The following is a 15,791-nucleotide window of genomic DNA, read 5'->3' on the forward strand; positions in this document are numbered from 1 at the left end:
CTCGGTGTATTTTTTGTAATCATAGGTCTGATTGTCTACGAAGGATTTACGCTCAGCAGCGGCAAGCTCTTTTTGATTGTACTGTTTATAGCACTTTCCAATCCAATCGGAACGCACGCCCTGGCGCGAGCCGCTTTCAAAAAAGGTCTAAAGCCACTTCTTCATGACGATAAGAAAGGAGGACAGTCTTAATGAACTGGGAATTAGAACTTGTGATTTACATCTTTCTGTTGCTTTCAGCTATCGTTGCGCTTGAGGTTAAAGATTTACTGGTAGCTGTTGTGATGACCACCGTATTTAGTTTTTTAGTCGCACTCCTCTTCGTAACGATGGGCGCCATTGATGTAGGATTTACCGAGGCTGTAATTGGCGCCGGCGTGTCCGGAATTCTATATGTTGTTGTAATCTATCAAACCACAAGACATTCAAAAGATTGAAAGCACTAAAAATCATCATACTGGTTTTATTTGCCTCCGTTATGATATACGCGGCCAGCGACCTGCCCTATCGCGGCGATCCTGACAACCTGATGCATGCAGAAGAAAGTATCACCGGTACGGAAGTAGTTGGCAGCTATGTTATTCAGGAAGCTTATCATGACGCAAAAACTCCAAACATCGTAACCGTAATTCTTGGCGATTACAGAAGCGTGGATACGTTTGGCGAACAGGTGGTAGTTTTTACTGCCGGACTCATCACAATCTTAATTCTGCGTAGTCGGAGGAGGCAGGTATGAGGCGACAAGAAGAAAGTCCGATTGTTCTGCTCGGTTCCAGGTTGTTGAGTCCATACATTATGCTGTTTGGGTTGTACGTCATCTTTTTTGGCCACTACAGTCCCGGTGGTGGGTTTCAGGGCGGCACGCTGCTTGCTGCGTCCATACTATTAATACGTCTTTCCGGTGGAAGGCGCGTTTCCCGGCTTCAGATTCAGGAGTTTGCCACTACGCCGCTGGCTATCTTTGGAGTCGTCATCTACTTTACCACGGGGTTGGTGGCTATGATAATGGGCGGATACTTTCTTGATTACGAAATGCTGCCATTCACAGGTATGGAACCTGCTATGGTTCGGTACTGGGGTATACTCATCATTGAAGTGGGAATTGGTTTGGCGGTAATGGCCATCCTGGTAATGATTTATGATAATATGGTAAAAGGGGAAGATTATGCTTGATTTTTTTCTGGGTCACTATGCGTACTGGTTTGTTGTGATACTACTGTGCGTAGGACTATATGGAATACTTTTTAAAAAGAATCTGGTCAAAAAAACAATTGGGCTGGCCATCTTTCAGGTCTCTGTTGTTCTCTATTTTGTCTCAATTGCATCCAAATGGGATGCAACCGTTCCGGTTAAAGATTCAAACATTCCGGTTGAGCAGGTCGCGAACTATCTCAATCCTCTTCCACACACACTAATGCTGACCGCCATTGTAGTTGGCGTGGCAACCCTGGGAGTTGCCTTTACCCTGATTATGGCTATCTACAATCGATACGGTACCCTTGATGAACAGGAACTGCTAGAAAAAATTCAATGATCGATTCGCATTTACCTGCATTAATCGCACTTACATTTGTACTATTTTCCATACTGATTTCGATGTTTGGGCTATGGAAACCAAAGTCTGCACAACCTCTTGCGGTTTTGGGCTCAGGCATAGCATCCATACTGTCTCTCTATGCATTTGCAACCTACCTGCAATCGGGCAGTATCCGATACTTTTTTGGCGGATGGGAACCACCGATAGGAATTGAATTTGTTTATGACGGACTGTCCGGATTCTTTGTACTTGTTATTAATACGGTAGCATTTTTTGTTCTTATCCACTCAAGACAAGTAGCCCGAACGGAGTATCCCGGTAAAGAGATGCCCTACTTTGCCCTGGCAATGCTCGCACTTCTCGGTTTCAACGGGATGATACTGACCGGTGATCTGTTTAATCTCTACGTTTTTCTTGAAATTTCCTCTTTGGCCAGCTATGGATTAATTGCCATCGGCTCGCGTCCCGCACCGTTCGCCGCATTCAGATATCTGATTATCGGAACAGCCGGCGGTACACTCTATTTATTGGGTGTCGGATTTTTGTATACCGTAACAGGAACACTCAATATTATAGACATGGCAGCCATGCTGCCCACATTTGCTGCGAACACATCTGTTGTGGCAGCACTGGTGTTAATGGTGGTCGGTATCGGTGTAAAAGCGGCTCTTTTTCCACTGCATGGCTGGCTGCCCGACGCGTATACCTACGCTTCATCCAGTTCCACAGCACTCATTGCCCCGATCGGGACAAAAGTAGGAGCGTACATTCTTTTCCGTATTGTGTTCTTCTTATTCGGGGTTGAACTGGCCGATGCCGTTGCGCCCATAACTACTGTGATTGGTGTTCTGGCTGCGATTGGAATACTCTATGGATCAATTATGGCAATTGCCCAAACTGAAATGAAGCGTATGCTGGCATACAGCAGTATATCACAGATTGGATACATCATCATGGGGCTTAGTTTAGCCAATCCGCTTGGTTTTGCAGGTGCCTTGCTGCATGTATTAAATCATGCTGTAATGAAAGCCTGTCTGTTTCTTGTTGCCGGAAATCTTCGAATGAAAGAAGGCCATTCAGACATCAGCAAATTTGACGATACTTATAGAAAAAAATATCCGTGGACCATGGCCTCATTTAGTGTTGCCGCCATATCCATGGTTGGTTTGCCTCCATTGGCAGGTTTCTTCAGTAAATGGTATCTGGCGCTTGGAACAATCGATAACGAAAACTGGATTTTTCTGGCGGTCATATTAATCAGTTCGTTGCTGAATGCTGTCTACTTCTTCAGAATTCTTGAAAAAGTTTATATGATGAATCCGAAGAAAGATCAGGAAGCGGCAGCAGATGCCGAGCGGAATGAAGTCGGTTTCAGCATGATGTTTCCAACGTCGGTTCTTGCTATCGCACTGTTTGTAATCGGTTTTGCAAACGCAGCAATCGTTGGATTTCTGTTTAATATTTTCCCGATGTAATTAAAAATCAATTCAAAAATTTGTCACTGCCAATTTCTGACTCAGTTTTTAGAAGACTTTAAATACATATAAAGATAGATGGATCTTACGCTTGTACCTTTATTAGCTATTTTAACATCGCTTGCAGCGGTCCCGCTCATTCTATGGAGTTCATCCAAACCGAATTTACGGGAAACGTGGACCATCCTTGCCGCACTTGTAAAATTCGGGCTGGTTCTGACGCTTCTACCCTCTGCACTTAAAGGTGAGAGCGTTACCCTGCATCTGTTTGATCTGGCTCCCGGCCTGCCGTTTGCGCTTAATGCCGATCCGCTCGGTGTCTATTTTGCGGTGATTGCTTCAGGCTTATGGATTTTTACTTCTTTCTATTCCATTGGGTACATGCGCGGAGCCGGCGAAGATAAACAGACTCGTTATTTTGCAAGCTTTGCTGTTTGCTTATCTGCTACAATCGGTATTGCTTTTTCAGCAAATCTTCTAACGTTCATTCTTTTTTACGAAATATTAACACTTGCCACCTACCCGCTGGTAATTCATAAAGAGACTGAAAAAGCGATACGTGCCGGACGCAAATATCTGGCATTTACGCTCACCGCAGGGCTTTTGCTTATTGCTGCTGCCGGTATGGTTTACACGTATACAGGAACACTTGAATTTACCCCGAGTGGAGTTTTCACAGATGTAGATCTGCCACATAATGTAATATTGGTAATCTTTATTCTTTTCATGGGCGGGGTTGGAGTTAAGGCAGGTATAATGCCATTACACGGCTGGCTCCCCTCAGCAATGGCGGCACCAACTCCGGTAAGTGCTTTATTACATGCTGTTGCTGTTGTTAAATCGGGTGTATTCGCTGTTATCAGGGTTGTTGGTTTTGTTTTTGGTACTGATGTTATGGCTGAATACGGATTGAATGACATTCTAATTATTTTGGCAGGTACTACCATTATTGTCGCTTCGCTTCTTGCATTCGCCCAAGATAATCTCAAGCGTCGTCTTGCTTATTCAACAGTTGGCCATCTCTCCTATATTGTATTGGGAGTTGCACTTTTAACCCCTCTCGGCATGCAGGGTGGAATTATGCATATTGCTGCACACGCAACCATGAAGATCACATTGTTCTTTTGTGCTGGCGCAATCTATGTAAATTTACACCGCGAAAATATCAGTAATCTTAATGGCATAGCAAAAGCGATGCCATGGACAATGGCTGCTTTTACGATCGGTTCTATGGGGCTTGCGGGTATTCCGCCACTAAACGGCTTTGTTAGTAAGTGGTATTTAGCCCTTGGTTCACTCGAAGGTGATATGGTACTACCATTGGTAATACTAATTATCAGTGGATTGCTGAATGTGGGTTACTTTTTCCCAATTATTCAACGGGCTTATTTCAGAAAAGGTGAAGGACTGGAGAACTATGGAGAGGCATCGCCATTTATGGTCGTACCTCTATTTATTACAGCCTCTCTATCGATTTTATTTGGCATGTTTCCCAACCTGTTTTTTAGCTTTTTTGATCTTGCGAGTTCCATCGCCAAAACGTTATTTACTGGAGTTTAAAATGAATAAAATAAAAAAACGATAGAATTATGAAAGCTTGGCACTGGATAACTTTGGGAGTTCTATGTGTGATCAGTTTGATTCTGGAGTTCACAATGTTAGCAGACTATGATTCCCACTGGTGGAATGCCATACCGGGATTTTACATCATTTGGGGATTTCTCAGTTGTGTTGTAATCATTTATGTTTCAAAGTGGTTAGGCAAACTTTTCATCTTCAGAAGTGAGCAGTATTATGATCATTGATTTTTTACTAATACCGGCTGTCATAGTTATTCTTGGCGGATTTTTACTGCCACTAATACCAAAAAATGTTCGGTCCTCGGCTTTCCTGATATTTCCATTACTTGCATTGGCCGTTCTTTGGCAGTTACCCGAAAACTATACGTTAACTCTCCCATTTGGAGATTACGAACTTGTTCCGGTTTATGCTGATTCGCTAAGCAAGATTTTCGGGACCATTTTCGCGATGATAGCTATTATTGGCGGTATTTATGCATTCCACATTAAAGACCTCGGGCAACAATCCTCAGCGTTGGTTTATGCTGGCGGGGCCCTGGGTGTAACTTTTGCCGGAGACTATTTTACGCTATATATTTTCTGGGAACTTATGGCTGTCAGTTCTGCATACCTGATTTGGGCACGAAGAACAGAAGAAACTGATAAAGCCGGCTTAAGGTACCTATTAGTTCATATTTTTGGAGGTGGTTTACTTTTGGGGGGTATTTTGTGGCATACCACAGAAACTGGTTCTATCCTTATTGAAAGTTTACCAAATGTATATTCCTTTTCATCCGTACTGATTTTACTGGGTGTTGCCGTTAATTCTGCCATCCCTCCCCTTCATGCCTGGCTGGCTGATGCTTACCCAAAAGCCACAATTACGGGTGCAGTCTTCATGAGTGCATTCACCACAAAGTCTGCGGTTTATGTTTTAATAAGAATCTTTCCCGGCTGGGAGATATTAATTTGGTTTGGCGTAGCAATGGCCCTCTATGGCGTAGTTTATGCGGTTCTGGCAAATGATATTCGTCAAATTTTGGCCTACCACATTATTTCTCAGGTAGGATATATGGTAGCCGGTGTAGGTATAGGTACTGAAATGGCGCTCAACGGAACCACGGCACACGCATTTAGTCACATACTCTATAAATCGCTGCTGTTTATGGGTGCCGGTGCCGTTCTTTATTCAACGGGTAAAAGCAAGCTCACAGAATTGGGAGGGTTTGCAAGTAAAATGAAGGTAGTTGTGTTCCTGTATATGATCGGGGCATTCTCTATTTCCGGATTCCCGCTTTTTAACGGATTTATCAGTAAATCGATGGTGATCAGTGCAGCGGGTGAAGCCCATTACGAGTGGGTATTGCTTCTTCTGCTTCTCGCCTCTGTAGGTACCTTCCTGCACACAGGCCTGAAACTTCCGTATTTTACATGGTTTGGTGAGTCAAAAAGTGAAATTACAGTGAAACCTGTTCCTTTCAACATGTTAATTGCCATGGGTATCGGGGCATTTTTCTGTACACTTTTCGGAGTATTTCCCGGACTTTTATACCAATATTTGCCTTACCCGGTAGACTACGATCCCTATACGGTTTATCACCTCGTAGAAACAGTTCAGATCTTGGTATTTACATTTATCGGATTCTGGATACTTCGGAAAAAACTGGAGGGAGATGCCAAAATCGCCCTTGACACTGATTGGTTTTACCGTAAACCGGCTACTTTAGTGAAAAAAGTTTTTGTCTATAATGTAGATAAAGCTTTCGGTGTTGCCGATACAATAATGTTGTCCATTTCAGAATATATAACCAAAAAATTCAAGAATCCGATGCTTTGGCTCAATCCGTTTACGGATCGGGAAAACCAGGCCTCTCGATACAGTCCTTCTATGGAAGTTGTTATGAGTTTTGTACTTTTTACAGTATTGGTGTTTTCGCTCTTCTACCTAACATGAGATTCATCGGTCCGGCACTGATCGTATAAATCAGTCGGACTGACAACAGTAAACAAATTGCTTTTTAAATTAAGACGATGAGAATTCTGATTTTTTGATCAGATCGTTGTGAAGGTTTAAAAAAAATCATTTAAATAATTAATCTGAAGGGAAGAGAATTTCTATGAGATGGAAAGAAACAATACATCACTACGCAAAAAAATCCAATATCAGTGAACCGCTTACGGACAAATTAACATCGCTGACGGCTCTCCTGGAAGATTACCTGGCTAATAATAATAAAGAACCGCTCCGCGAACTGGCTGCCAAACTACCGGATCAAGCCGCTTCCGCGCTCAATCAAAATGGAGGAAAAGAGAACAAGGAGCTGGTTGAAAAAATCAGCAGCCTATCTTCAGACGAAATCAGAGGTCTGCTCAGGCTTACCACTATCTTTTTCCACCTTGTCAACTCTCTTGAACAGCACGAGATTATCCGCATAAACCGGGAGCGATCCAAGACGATCGATATTGAAAATCCCAGATCTGAAAGCATAGCTGACGCCCTGCGGTATTTCAAGGAGAAAGAAATGAGCTACGAGGATGCCCTCGAGTTGTTTAAAAAGCTTGATATCCAGCCGACTGTTACAGCACATCCAACAGAGGCACGTCGCAGAAGTGTTCTCTACAAGCAGGAAAGTATTACTGCCAAGATTGACCAGCTTGAAAATGAAAACCTGACCCCGAACGAAAGAGATGCCTATCTGCATCAGGTAGTAAATGAGATTGCTCTTTTGATCTCAACCGATGAGGTTCGACCGGAACGCCTCACTGTAGAGGATGAAGTTGAAAACGGCTTGTTTTTCTTTTCAAATACTATTTGGGAAACCGTGCCAAGACTTTATGATGACATCCGTTCTGCTTTTTCCCAGCAATACGATAAAACCCCCGATCTTCCAATCGTTCTAAAGTATCGCTCCTGGATTGGCAGCGATCGTGACGGGAATCCGAACGTTACCCGCGATGTAACATGGAAAACATTAACCTACCATAGGCGTGTAGCGTTAAAGCTATATCTGAGAGATCTCAGAATGATTCGCCGATATTTATCAGTATCGAAAAACTTCGTTGAGGTACCGGATCAGCTGATAAAATCGCTTAAGAAAGATGAGAAAGAGGTTCCGCTAAGCGAGCAGTATAAACGGCCCTATAAGAACGAACCGTTTCGCAGAAAGATCACACACATCATGCACAGATTGCAAATCATGCTGGATGCACTGGATCAGCCTGAGCAAGAGGTACTGGAATCAGCAACGTACCAGGCTTCAGATTTTGTAAAAGATTTAGAGTTGATCGCCAATTCACTGAAAGAAGCCGGGCTTGAGGATGTTGCACGGTTTGGAGATTTCAATGATCTGATGATACGGGCTAAAACATTCGGGTTCCACATGGCCGCCCTGGATATTCGTCAGCACAGCGGCCGCCATGAGAGCGCCGTGAGTGAACTGCTTTCAGAGGCAAACGTTCATTCCGAGTACGCATCATTGGATGAGAAGGAAAAAGTTGATCTTCTTATGAGCGAGCTTCGAAATCCGCGACCGCTAGCTCCTGTGAATGCAAAACTGAGTGAACCTACCGAAGAGATTTTAAACGTCTTCCGGCTCATTACCACATTGAAAGAGCTGGACGAAAATGCGTTCGGCTGTTATATCATCAGTATGACGCACGGTGTGAGTGATATGCTGGAGGTGGTTCTTTTGGCCAAAGAGACCGGCCTCTGGAGAATGAAAAACGGCAAGATTGAAAGCGAAATTGATGTCGTACCTTTGTTTGAAACCATTGAGGATTTAGACATGGGCGCCGAGCAGATGCAGAACATTCTGTCAAATCCGATTTACAAAAAGCAGGTAAAAGCCAGAAACGATTTCCAGGAAATTATGCTCGGATATTCCGACAGTAACAAAGACGGCGGTTACTGGATGGCCAACTGGGCTCTGCAAAAAGCTCAATTGGAGCTGGGAGAAGTTCTTCGAAAGAATAACATAGACTTCAGGCTTTTCCACGGGCGCGGAGGCTCTGTGGGTCGTGGCGGTGGCCGATCCAATCGCGCAATATTGGGACTTCCATCCATCAGTAACAACGGACGCATCCGGTTTACCGAGCAGGGTGAAATTATCTCGTTCCGGTACTCTCTGCCGGAAATCACACGTCGCCACCTGGAACAGATTGTAAATGCAGTTGCCAGGGTTACAGCCGGTGAAGGTCAAAAGCCGATTGTTGAAGGTGATGAAACCGAGTCTATCATGAACAGGATAGCCGAAGGTTCAATGGAGGCGTATAGAGATTTAATCGACGACGAAGAGTTCTGGCCATGGTTTAAAAAAATCACACCGGTTGAGCACATCGGTAATTTGCCCATTGCATCCCGACCGGTTTCAAGGGGAGGTAAACAAGGCCTTCAGTTCGAAAACCTGAGAGCAATTCCCTGGGTATTCGGCTGGACTCAAGTCCGATACAACGTGCCGGGCTGGTACGGACTGGGTGCATCTCTAGAACCCATTCTGAAAGAAAAACCGGAAACCATTGATCTGCTTAAGAAGTGGTATAAAGAGTGGAGTTTTTTCGGAACTATCGTGGATAACGCACAGCGTGAAATTGCCCGCACGCACCCGCTCACTTCCCAGATGTACAGCGAGAGAGCTGATAAACGAATCCACGAACGGATTATCAAAGATTTTGAAAAGTCCAGGGAGATCATCCTTCAAATTACGGAACAGGATGAAATTCTTGACAGCAGAAAAGTGATACAAAACTCTATTGCTTTCAGAAATGTCTTTACCTACCCGTTGAACTTGATTCAGGTTGAGTTGCTGAACAGAAAAGATAAAGCCGATAGCGAAGAAGAACTGAATGAACTCAAACAGCTGCTGTTTCTAAGCATTAATGGCGTTGCAGCGGCCATGCAGAGCACGGGATGATCTAACTGTAAGGGAAGGCGTTAGAATGCCTTCCCTTATCCAAAAAATAATTTTCGCAGATAATAGACATTGGATAACAAAACTCTTATAATAGAGAACACAATATAACAACACCCGGTAAGCCTTTCTTAAGACTGACGCGTTAATTCAACTCTACTCTTCTGAAATACCCTTTATTGGGTGACTAATAATACCAATACAATACAATGACACAACAAGGAACAGTAAAGTGGTTTGATGCCGAAAAAGGATTTGGATTCATTAAGCCTAACGACGGAAGCAAAGATATTTTCGTACACAGAAACAACGTAAACAACCTAGCTCCTAACCAAGGTTTGGAAGATGGAGAAGAGGTCGAGTTTGACGTAGAAGAGACTCCTAAGGGACTCAGCGCTGTTGAAGTAAACAGCCTTACATACGAATAAGCGACAAATTTTCCGCTCAAACGGAAATAGTAAAAGCCCGTTCTGATTTTTCAGAACGGGCTTTTTTCTTTTGTACCCGGAACCCCTAACCGGGCACTTATCTCTCTAATCTTACCTTCTTAATTACGCAAAAGCGGCTCTCTTCTTATCCAATCCTTTTTTCTTAGCTTCAATCGTATATCTGGTATGCGGAGCAAACTCAAGGCGTCCCTTCTCGATTGGCTCTCCTGTAGCCCTGCAAATCCCATACGTTCCATTTTCGATACGCACCAGAGCTCTGTTCAGCTCATTGATGTATTTTCTATTTCTTTGAATCAGTCTGTACGTTAAGTCAAGACTCTCCTCTTTGCTGCCCAGGTCTCCCATGTGATGAGTCAGGGATGAGGCGTCATCATCATCTGATGAACGAATATCCTCTATCTGTCTTTGCAAATATTCCAGTTCGTCCTGTGATTCCTCTCTTTTTCTCAAAATAATCGCTTCAAAATATGAGAGTTCTTCAGGCGACAAAATGGTTTTAAGATCTTCAGTGGTTTGTGGGAATTTATTTAATGCTTCCATCGTCTCGAGGTTAATTTTTTCTGTTGTTATTTTGTTCTACCACAGAATAACCAGAAAACATATCCCCAAAAATAGGGGAACTCCCTATGGCTTATTGAGGAGATAGAGCACGGATCCCGGACTTTATGGGGAAGCGTACTACTCCAATTCATACAGTTTACTATAAATGATGAGACGATTATACCAAAAGCGGGGATAACGCAAAGAAATCGAGGTTTTCCTTGCTTCTTTATCGGTACCAGAAAATGTGTATTACACTTTTTGTAGCTACATTCGAAAGCTAACAAATTTATGAAAAGACGGATCCGTCAAATCATCCATAAAGACGGTTGTTGTACTCTTTTTGAATAGACCGCACTACTTCTCCCGGTTTACCGCTGCCTATTTTACGCCCGTCAACTTTTATGATCGGCTGAATATCAGTGGTGGTTCCCGTGAAAAAAAGTTCATCCATATCGTAGAGATCATCCTGCCGAACCGGTTCGGTAATCAGAGGTATGTTGTTTGAGTTTGCAATATCAATCACCACCCGGCGTGTAATTCCGTTCAGTATATAGTTTGATGCCGGAAAAGTGAAGAGTTTTCCATCTTTCACACCAAAAATATTCGCGTTTGGGCTCTCGGTTACCACTCCGTCCCGAATCATTATCGCACTGTTTGCCCCTGCCTCTTTTGCCTGCTGTTTGGCAAGTGTGTTCGGCAGCAGATTTATCGTTTTCAGATTGCATCGTGTCCATCGAACATCCGGAACCGTGATCACCTCCACTCCTCTTTCATGAAGTTCTTTGTGCGGTTTAAACGGTCCCGATGAAAGATAAATCGTTGGGGGCACTTCGGGATCCGGAAATGTGTGAGTTCGCGGAAAAGCGGCCCCGCGAGTGATCTGCAAGTATACCGTTGCCTCACCTTCTGTATGTCCGTTTCGTTTGATTAAATCGCGACTGATCTCAGGTATCGAGTGTCTGAGTTCATCATTCAGATTGATTTTCAATCCTTTCAATCCCTCATCCAGGCGGACCAGATGCTCTTCTTCCTGAAAAAATTTACCGTTTATAATACGAGTCACTTCATACACGCCATCACCAAATACAAATCCACGATCCGCAACAGAAACTGCCGCCTTTTTTTGTTCTAGAAATTCACCGTTTAAATATACCTGCATTTTCTGTTTTGATTGAGCTGTTAATATTTCCGGAGGATCGGGTTTTATGAATACGGTATGAGAGTAAGCCGTAAAATAAACTATTCACACCTCAATTCTGAAATGGAATTGTTAAAACGTGCTATCGATCTGTGATATCCTCGCAACAACTATCGATTCATCACGTAAATAGATGATGTTCTCATGAAATAATTTTTTACAAATTCACCCATGAAAGAGATTAAGACCATCATTCACATTCACGCCCCTGCCCATATTGTTTGGGATGTTTTGATGAATTTTCAAAACTACCCTCACTGGAATCCATTTATCCGGGAGATTGAAGGCCTCGCCGAAACCGGAAATCAGATCTCCGTAACCATGCTCCCACCCGATTTCGATAAACCGATGACCTTCAGCCCCAGTGTTCTTAAAAATGAGGATCAAAAAGAATTTCGGTGGAGTGGAAAACTTTTTATAAAGGGGTTATTTGACGGCGAACATTACTTTCTTCTTGAGAAACTTCCCAACGGCAGTACAGCTGTGGAGCATGGCGAATCATTTTCCGGCCTGATGGTCCCCTTTCTAAAAAGTACACTAAAGAAAACTGAACGGGGTTTTCAAGAGATGAATATTGCCTTAAAAGAGCAGTGTGAAGAAAAATTCCGCTCCGTTCAAAATTAGCTTAAGAATAGTGGTTGATGTTCGGATTCTCTGTTATCTTAGCAGGTATGATAAATGATACCCAATCCATCGATAAGCTAAAGAAAATTGCGGAGTTTGAAGCCTCTGAAGAATTTCTGACTGACCTGAGGCGCTATGGGCAAATCAGAAAAATGGAGCAGGGTGATGTTCTGTTTGAGGAGAACTCATCAATTCGCGCTATTCCCATCATACTCAAAGGAAGCGTGAAGATATATCAGTCCGACGATGATTTCAAAGAGCTTTTGCTTTACTACCTAAAAGAGGGCGACACCTGCATAATGTCTGTTTTGAACGGACTCTATAATGAGAACAATCAGCTTAAGGCAGTGGCAAACGAAAAAAGCGAGGTATTGCTGCTTCCTGTAGAAAAATTGGGGATTCTCACCAAAAAACATCCGGAGTGGATCGACTACATTTTCCGAATATATCACCAGCGATTTCAGGAGCTGCTGGATGTTGTAAATGCCGTAGCCTTCAAAAAAATGGACGAGCGTCTGCTTCGTTTTCTGAAAAAGAGATCTGAAGTAAGCGGAAAACGATCTATCAAAATTACGCATGAAGAGCTCGCCAACGAACTGGGAACAGCAAGGGTTGTCATCAGTCGCCTGCTAAAACAGATGGAGAGCAACAAACTGGTCAGGCTTAGTCGAAATAAAATCACACTTCTGTAACATTTGTAACTGAGTTTTGCATTTCTGCTCAGTAAATTTGTTTTGGATGACCCAGATACGGTTTACCCGGTAAGATTACCTTTACACGGCCGTTCTAATCTCTGTCTTCCAATTTCAAATAACCACAATATTACATTTTATGTTTTCAAATCTATCTGAGCAGTTATTTACAAACTGGCATCCGATGCGCTGGGTTGCCTTGGCATTTGGACTTGTATTGGGCTATAACTGGCTGATGCACGGTGCTTCACTTTCCGGCGTACTTTCAATCTTTTTTCTGTTTCAGGCCGTAACCAATACGGGATGCCTGGCCGGACAATGTGCGCCCCGTGCCGTCGCTTCGGATGAGGCGATTGAGGATGTAGAGTATGAAGAGATTAAGTAGCGTGATTTATAGTAAAGAGCTTAGACATTGACGTTCCCCTCCTTCGAAAGGAAGGGACTTTTATGGTAAACAAATTCAACTTACAGTAACCACAAAAAAAATAACAGAGACATGAGTACAGAAACAAAACAGATGACATTTAACGACATCATTAAAGGTGATACACCTGTTCTCGTAGATTTTTACGCCGACTGGTGCGGCCCTTGCAAAATGATGGGTCCGATTCTGAAGGATTTAAAGAAACGTCTTGGAGATAATATCAACATTATCAAAATTGATGCGGAGAAGAATCCACAGGCAGCTATCAAATACCAGGTACGCGGGGTTCCGTCACTGATCCTTTTCAAGAACGGACAAATTCTCTGGCAGCAATCCGGAGTGGTTCAGGCAGCTCAACTCGAACAAATTATCAACCAAAAAACAGCCGAGTATGAGCAGCAGTGAAGAGCATAGTTATGAGGTAAATATTGCCTGGAAAGAGGGACGAATCGGAACCATGGATTCCCCGGCACTTGATGACAAGCTGGACGTAGCCACACCTCCTGAGTTTCCCGGCGGCGTTGACGGAGTATGGTCGCCCGAGCATCTGTTTACCGCTTCGGTTAGCAGCTGTTTTCTAACATCCTTTACCGCTGTTGCTGAGTATTCAAAATTTGAGTTTGAGGATCTGAAGATCAACAGTTCAGGAAAAATGAGCCGGGATGAAAACGGCAAATTTGTGATGAGCGAGGTCACTATAAAAGCAACTCTGACGATCAGCGATGAGGCTAAAGAGAAAAAAGCGTATCGTTTATTGGAAAAAGCTGAAGAGATCTGTTTAATTACACGATCCATCAAGGCTGATGTGATAGTAGTGCCGGTTGTGAAGGTTGAAGTAGCTGCTTAGATATTATTCCCCTGACTATTCATCAAGAGGGTTGTGGTTATTGGATTGCAGGTTCATGACAGGGCCTGCAATTTTTTTATCCGTGGTTTATTATTTTAACAATAGATCTTTTGGGATTGCCACGGAAACACGGAATGGGATTTAATTTTCCGTGCTTCCGTGGCAACAGGGACAACTATTGACAGCACTGCTGACTTAATAATTGATTTGAAATACGGGATAAATATTTTCATTATCCCTGCTACTTCAAAGAGGAATTCATACATATTCACTATACTGATTTAAATAACGACACAAAAAATAATCATCCCCCTGTCCCCTTCTCCCTTCGCTAAAGCTATGGAAGACAGGTCAAAGGGGGAATTCATTTTCATTTTAAAAACTGATTACTATGCGATTCGAAACGAAAGCCATCCACGCGGGACTCGACATTCACAATCCTTCCAAATCGATTGTTCCGCCCATCTCTCCCAGTACCATTTATGAGATCAACGAGGAGGGCCGGGATGAATCGGATCTTCACTATACCAGGCTTGGAAATCCGAATCGGCTTCAGTTTGAACACCTAATCGCAACACTTGAAGGCGGCGAAGCCGCAGCGGCATTTTCATCCGGAATTGCGGCGGGTATGGCGGTTTTACAATCCTTGCATCCGGGCGATCACATCATCATTCCGGAAGACGTGTACGCGGGCAACCGAAAAATGGTCAATAAGATCATGACCGGATGGGGAATAGAATCGGACTTCATCGATATGACCGATTTAGAGAACATCGAAAAACATATCCGTTCCAACACAAAACTGATCTGGATTGAGACGCCATCCAATCCGCTGATGCGAATCACCGATATTGAGGCCGTTACTTCACTGGCTAAAGAGCACGGAATCCGAACCGTGGCCGATAATACCTGGCCCACACCGGTAAATCAACTGCCCCTTGAACTTGGAGTAGACTTAGTTCTGCACTCCACATCCAAATATTTTGGCGGACACAGCGATATCCTCGGCGGAGCTCTGGTTGCCAAAATAGACGATGATTGGTTCGAGCGTATCAAGCTGATTCAAAAAATGGGTGGGGCTGTTCCTTCGGCACAAGATTGCTGGATGCTGAGCCGCAGCACACGATCCCTTGCCTATAGAATGAAAGGCCATAATGAACACGCCGAAAAAGTAGCTCACTTTCTGAATGAACATCCAAAAGTTTCAAAAGTTATCTATCCGGGACTTCCCTCCCATCCGGGTCATGAAATTGCCAAGAAGCAGATGAAGGGTTTTGGCGGCATGGTTTCATTCCTGGTGGATGCAGACCAGAAAGAGAGCATTGCGGTAGTGGGACGATCCAAACTGATTAAGCGGGCAACAAGCCTGGGCGGTGTGGAAAGCACCTGGGAGCATCGTCAGAGCAGCGAAGGAGAAGGATCTGTGACTCCGGTAAACCTGATTCGAGTCAGCGTAGGACTGGAGCATCCTGATGATATTATTGAGGATATTGAGCAGGCGCTGGGATAAATTAAATTCTGATTCACTAAAGTGAA

At 43.6% G+C, this 15,791-nt stretch carries 17 protein-coding genes and 1 pseudogene; 16 read left to right on the top strand and 2 right to left on the bottom strand.

Annotated features, from left to right (window positions below):
- The first annotated feature begins 30 nt into the window (after positions 1-30).
- From U5K35_RS19825 to U5K35_RS16550, 10 genes are all read left to right on the top strand, one after another.
- Positions 31-192, top strand: a complete 162-nt coding sequence (locus U5K35_RS19825; RefSeq protein ID WP_416221658.1) for a monovalent cation/H(+) antiporter subunit G — start codon at positions 31-33, stop codon at positions 190-192.
- Entirely contained in the window at positions 192-437 is a 246-nt protein-coding gene (locus tag U5K35_RS16510; protein ID WP_322572606.1) for a Na(+)/H(+) antiporter subunit B, read from the top strand. The genes U5K35_RS19825 and U5K35_RS16510 overlap by 1 nt, the downstream gene beginning before the upstream one ends.
- Positions 434-736 (top strand): hydrogen gas-evolving membrane-bound hydrogenase subunit E, encoded by a 303-nt coding sequence (gene mbhE / locus U5K35_RS16515; protein WP_322572607.1) that lies wholly within the window; start codon positions 434-436, stop codon positions 734-736. The genes U5K35_RS16510 and mbhE overlap by 4 nt, the downstream gene beginning before the upstream one ends.
- Complete coding sequence (locus U5K35_RS16520; protein WP_322572608.1) at positions 733-1,173, top strand: MnhB domain-containing protein; 441 nt, start codon at positions 733-735, stop codon at positions 1,171-1,173. The genes mbhE and U5K35_RS16520 overlap by 4 nt, the downstream gene beginning before the upstream one ends.
- Positions 1,166-1,534: a cation:proton antiporter subunit C gene (locus U5K35_RS16525; RefSeq protein ID WP_322572609.1), complete on the top strand. Its 369-nt coding sequence runs from the start codon at positions 1,166-1,168 to the stop codon at positions 1,532-1,534. The genes U5K35_RS16520 and U5K35_RS16525 overlap by 8 nt, the downstream gene beginning before the upstream one ends.
- A complete protein-coding gene (locus tag U5K35_RS16530; protein ID WP_322572610.1) occupies positions 1,531-3,012 on the top strand; it encodes a monovalent cation/H+ antiporter subunit D family protein in 1,482 nt (493 codons plus the stop codon). The genes U5K35_RS16525 and U5K35_RS16530 overlap by 4 nt, the downstream gene beginning before the upstream one ends.
- A gap of 78 nt (positions 3,013-3,090) precedes the next feature.
- Complete coding sequence (locus U5K35_RS16535) at positions 3,091-4,572, top strand: monovalent cation/H+ antiporter subunit D family protein (RefSeq protein ID WP_322572611.1); 1,482 nt, start codon at positions 3,091-3,093, stop codon at positions 4,570-4,572.
- A 234-nt stretch (positions 4,573-4,806) separates the two neighbouring features.
- The gene (locus U5K35_RS16540) at positions 4,807-6,525 is read left to right on the top strand and encodes a Na(+)/H(+) antiporter subunit D (protein WP_322572612.1); all 1,719 of its coding nucleotides are present in this window, start codon (positions 4,807-4,809) and stop codon (positions 6,523-6,525) included.
- Positions 6,526-6,688: 163 nt separating this feature from the next.
- Positions 6,689-9,481: a phosphoenolpyruvate carboxylase gene (gene ppc / locus U5K35_RS16545; protein ID WP_322572613.1), complete on the top strand. Its 2,793-nt coding sequence runs from the start codon at positions 6,689-6,691 to the stop codon at positions 9,479-9,481.
- Between the two features lie 206 nt (positions 9,482-9,687).
- Positions 9,688-9,906: a cold shock domain-containing protein gene (locus U5K35_RS16550; protein ID WP_322572614.1), complete on the top strand. Its 219-nt coding sequence runs from the start codon at positions 9,688-9,690 to the stop codon at positions 9,904-9,906.
- Between the two features lie 123 nt (positions 9,907-10,029).
- Here the strand turns inward: U5K35_RS16550 and U5K35_RS16555 are convergent, their stop codons facing one another.
- The gene (locus tag U5K35_RS16555; RefSeq protein WP_322572615.1) at positions 10,030-10,467 is read right to left on the bottom strand and encodes a TraR/DksA family transcriptional regulator; all 438 of its coding nucleotides are present in this window, start codon (positions 10,465-10,467) and stop codon (positions 10,030-10,032) included.
- Positions 10,468-10,780: 313 nt separating this feature from the next.
- A complete protein-coding gene (gene dat, locus U5K35_RS16560; RefSeq protein WP_322572616.1) occupies positions 10,781-11,629 on the bottom strand; it encodes a D-amino-acid transaminase in 849 nt (282 codons plus the stop codon).
- Positions 11,630-11,839: 210 nt separating this feature from the next.
- Between dat and U5K35_RS16565 the strand changes: the two genes are divergently transcribed.
- From U5K35_RS16565 to U5K35_RS16590, 6 genes and pseudogenes are all read left to right on the top strand, one after another.
- Positions 11,840-12,292 (top strand): SRPBCC domain-containing protein, encoded by a 453-nt coding sequence (locus U5K35_RS16565; RefSeq protein ID WP_322572617.1) that lies wholly within the window; start codon positions 11,840-11,842, stop codon positions 12,290-12,292.
- Positions 12,293-12,339: 47 nt separating this feature from the next.
- The gene (locus tag U5K35_RS16570; RefSeq protein WP_322572618.1) at positions 12,340-12,984 is read left to right on the top strand and encodes a Crp/Fnr family transcriptional regulator; all 645 of its coding nucleotides are present in this window, start codon (positions 12,340-12,342) and stop codon (positions 12,982-12,984) included.
- Between the two features lie 139 nt (positions 12,985-13,123).
- Complete coding sequence (locus tag U5K35_RS16575; RefSeq protein ID WP_322572619.1) at positions 13,124-13,369, top strand: hypothetical protein; 246 nt, start codon at positions 13,124-13,126, stop codon at positions 13,367-13,369.
- A 96-nt stretch (positions 13,370-13,465) separates the two neighbouring features.
- Positions 13,466-13,813: pseudogene (trxA, locus tag U5K35_RS16580) on the top strand (thioredoxin); the annotation flags it as partial.
- Complete coding sequence (locus U5K35_RS16585) at positions 13,800-14,255, top strand: OsmC family protein (RefSeq protein ID WP_322572621.1); 456 nt, start codon at positions 13,800-13,802, stop codon at positions 14,253-14,255. The pseudogene trxA and the gene U5K35_RS16585, both read left to right, overlap by 14 nt.
- 391 nt (positions 14,256-14,646) lie before the next feature.
- Positions 14,647-15,765: a trans-sulfuration enzyme family protein gene (locus U5K35_RS16590; RefSeq protein WP_322572622.1), complete on the top strand. Its 1,119-nt coding sequence runs from the start codon at positions 14,647-14,649 to the stop codon at positions 15,763-15,765.
- Positions 15,766-15,791: the final 26 nt, after the last annotated feature.

This window comes from Rhodohalobacter sp. (genome assembly GCF_034521535.1).
Taxonomy (GTDB): domain Bacteria; phylum Bacteroidota; class Rhodothermia; order Balneolales; family Balneolaceae; genus Rhodohalobacter.

Bases quoted from the DNA above. Each gene is read 5' to 3' on its own strand.
- U5K35_RS16565 (WP_322572617.1), top strand. From the start codon at position 11,840: ATGAAAGAGATTAAGACCATCATTCACATTCACGCCCCTGCCCATATT.
- U5K35_RS16570 (WP_322572618.1), top strand. From the start codon at position 12,340: ATGATAAATGATACCCAATCCATCGATAAGCTAAAGAAAATTGCGGAG.
- U5K35_RS16535 (WP_322572611.1), top strand. From the start codon at position 3,091: ATGGATCTTACGCTTGTACCTTTATTAGCTATTTTAACATCGCTTGCA.
- U5K35_RS16590 (WP_322572622.1), top strand. From the start codon at position 14,647: ATGCGATTCGAAACGAAAGCCATCCACGCGGGACTCGACATTCACAAT.
- U5K35_RS16525 (WP_322572609.1), top strand. From the start codon at position 1,166: ATGCTTGATTTTTTTCTGGGTCACTATGCGTACTGGTTTGTTGTGATA.
- U5K35_RS16550 (WP_322572614.1), top strand. From the start codon at position 9,688: ATGACACAACAAGGAACAGTAAAGTGGTTTGATGCCGAAAAAGGATTT.
- ppc (WP_322572613.1), top strand. From the start codon at position 6,689: ATGAGATGGAAAGAAACAATACATCACTACGCAAAAAAATCCAATATC.
- U5K35_RS16585 (WP_322572621.1), top strand. From the start codon at position 13,800: ATGAGCAGCAGTGAAGAGCATAGTTATGAGGTAAATATTGCCTGGAAA.
- U5K35_RS16540 (WP_322572612.1), top strand. From the start codon at position 4,807: ATGATCATTGATTTTTTACTAATACCGGCTGTCATAGTTATTCTTGGC.
- U5K35_RS16555 (WP_322572615.1), bottom strand. From the start codon at position 10,467: ATGGAAGCATTAAATAAATTCCCACAAACCACTGAAGATCTTAAAACC.
- dat (WP_322572616.1), bottom strand. From the start codon at position 11,629: ATGCAGGTATATTTAAACGGTGAATTTCTAGAACAAAAAAAGGCGGCA.
- U5K35_RS16520 (WP_322572608.1), top strand. From the start codon at position 733: ATGAGGCGACAAGAAGAAAGTCCGATTGTTCTGCTCGGTTCCAGGTTG.
- U5K35_RS16575 (WP_322572619.1), top strand. From the start codon at position 13,124: ATGTTTTCAAATCTATCTGAGCAGTTATTTACAAACTGGCATCCGATG.
- U5K35_RS16530 (WP_322572610.1), top strand. From the start codon at position 1,531: ATGATCGATTCGCATTTACCTGCATTAATCGCACTTACATTTGTACTA.
- U5K35_RS16510 (WP_322572606.1), top strand. From the start codon at position 192: ATGAACTGGGAATTAGAACTTGTGATTTACATCTTTCTGTTGCTTTCA.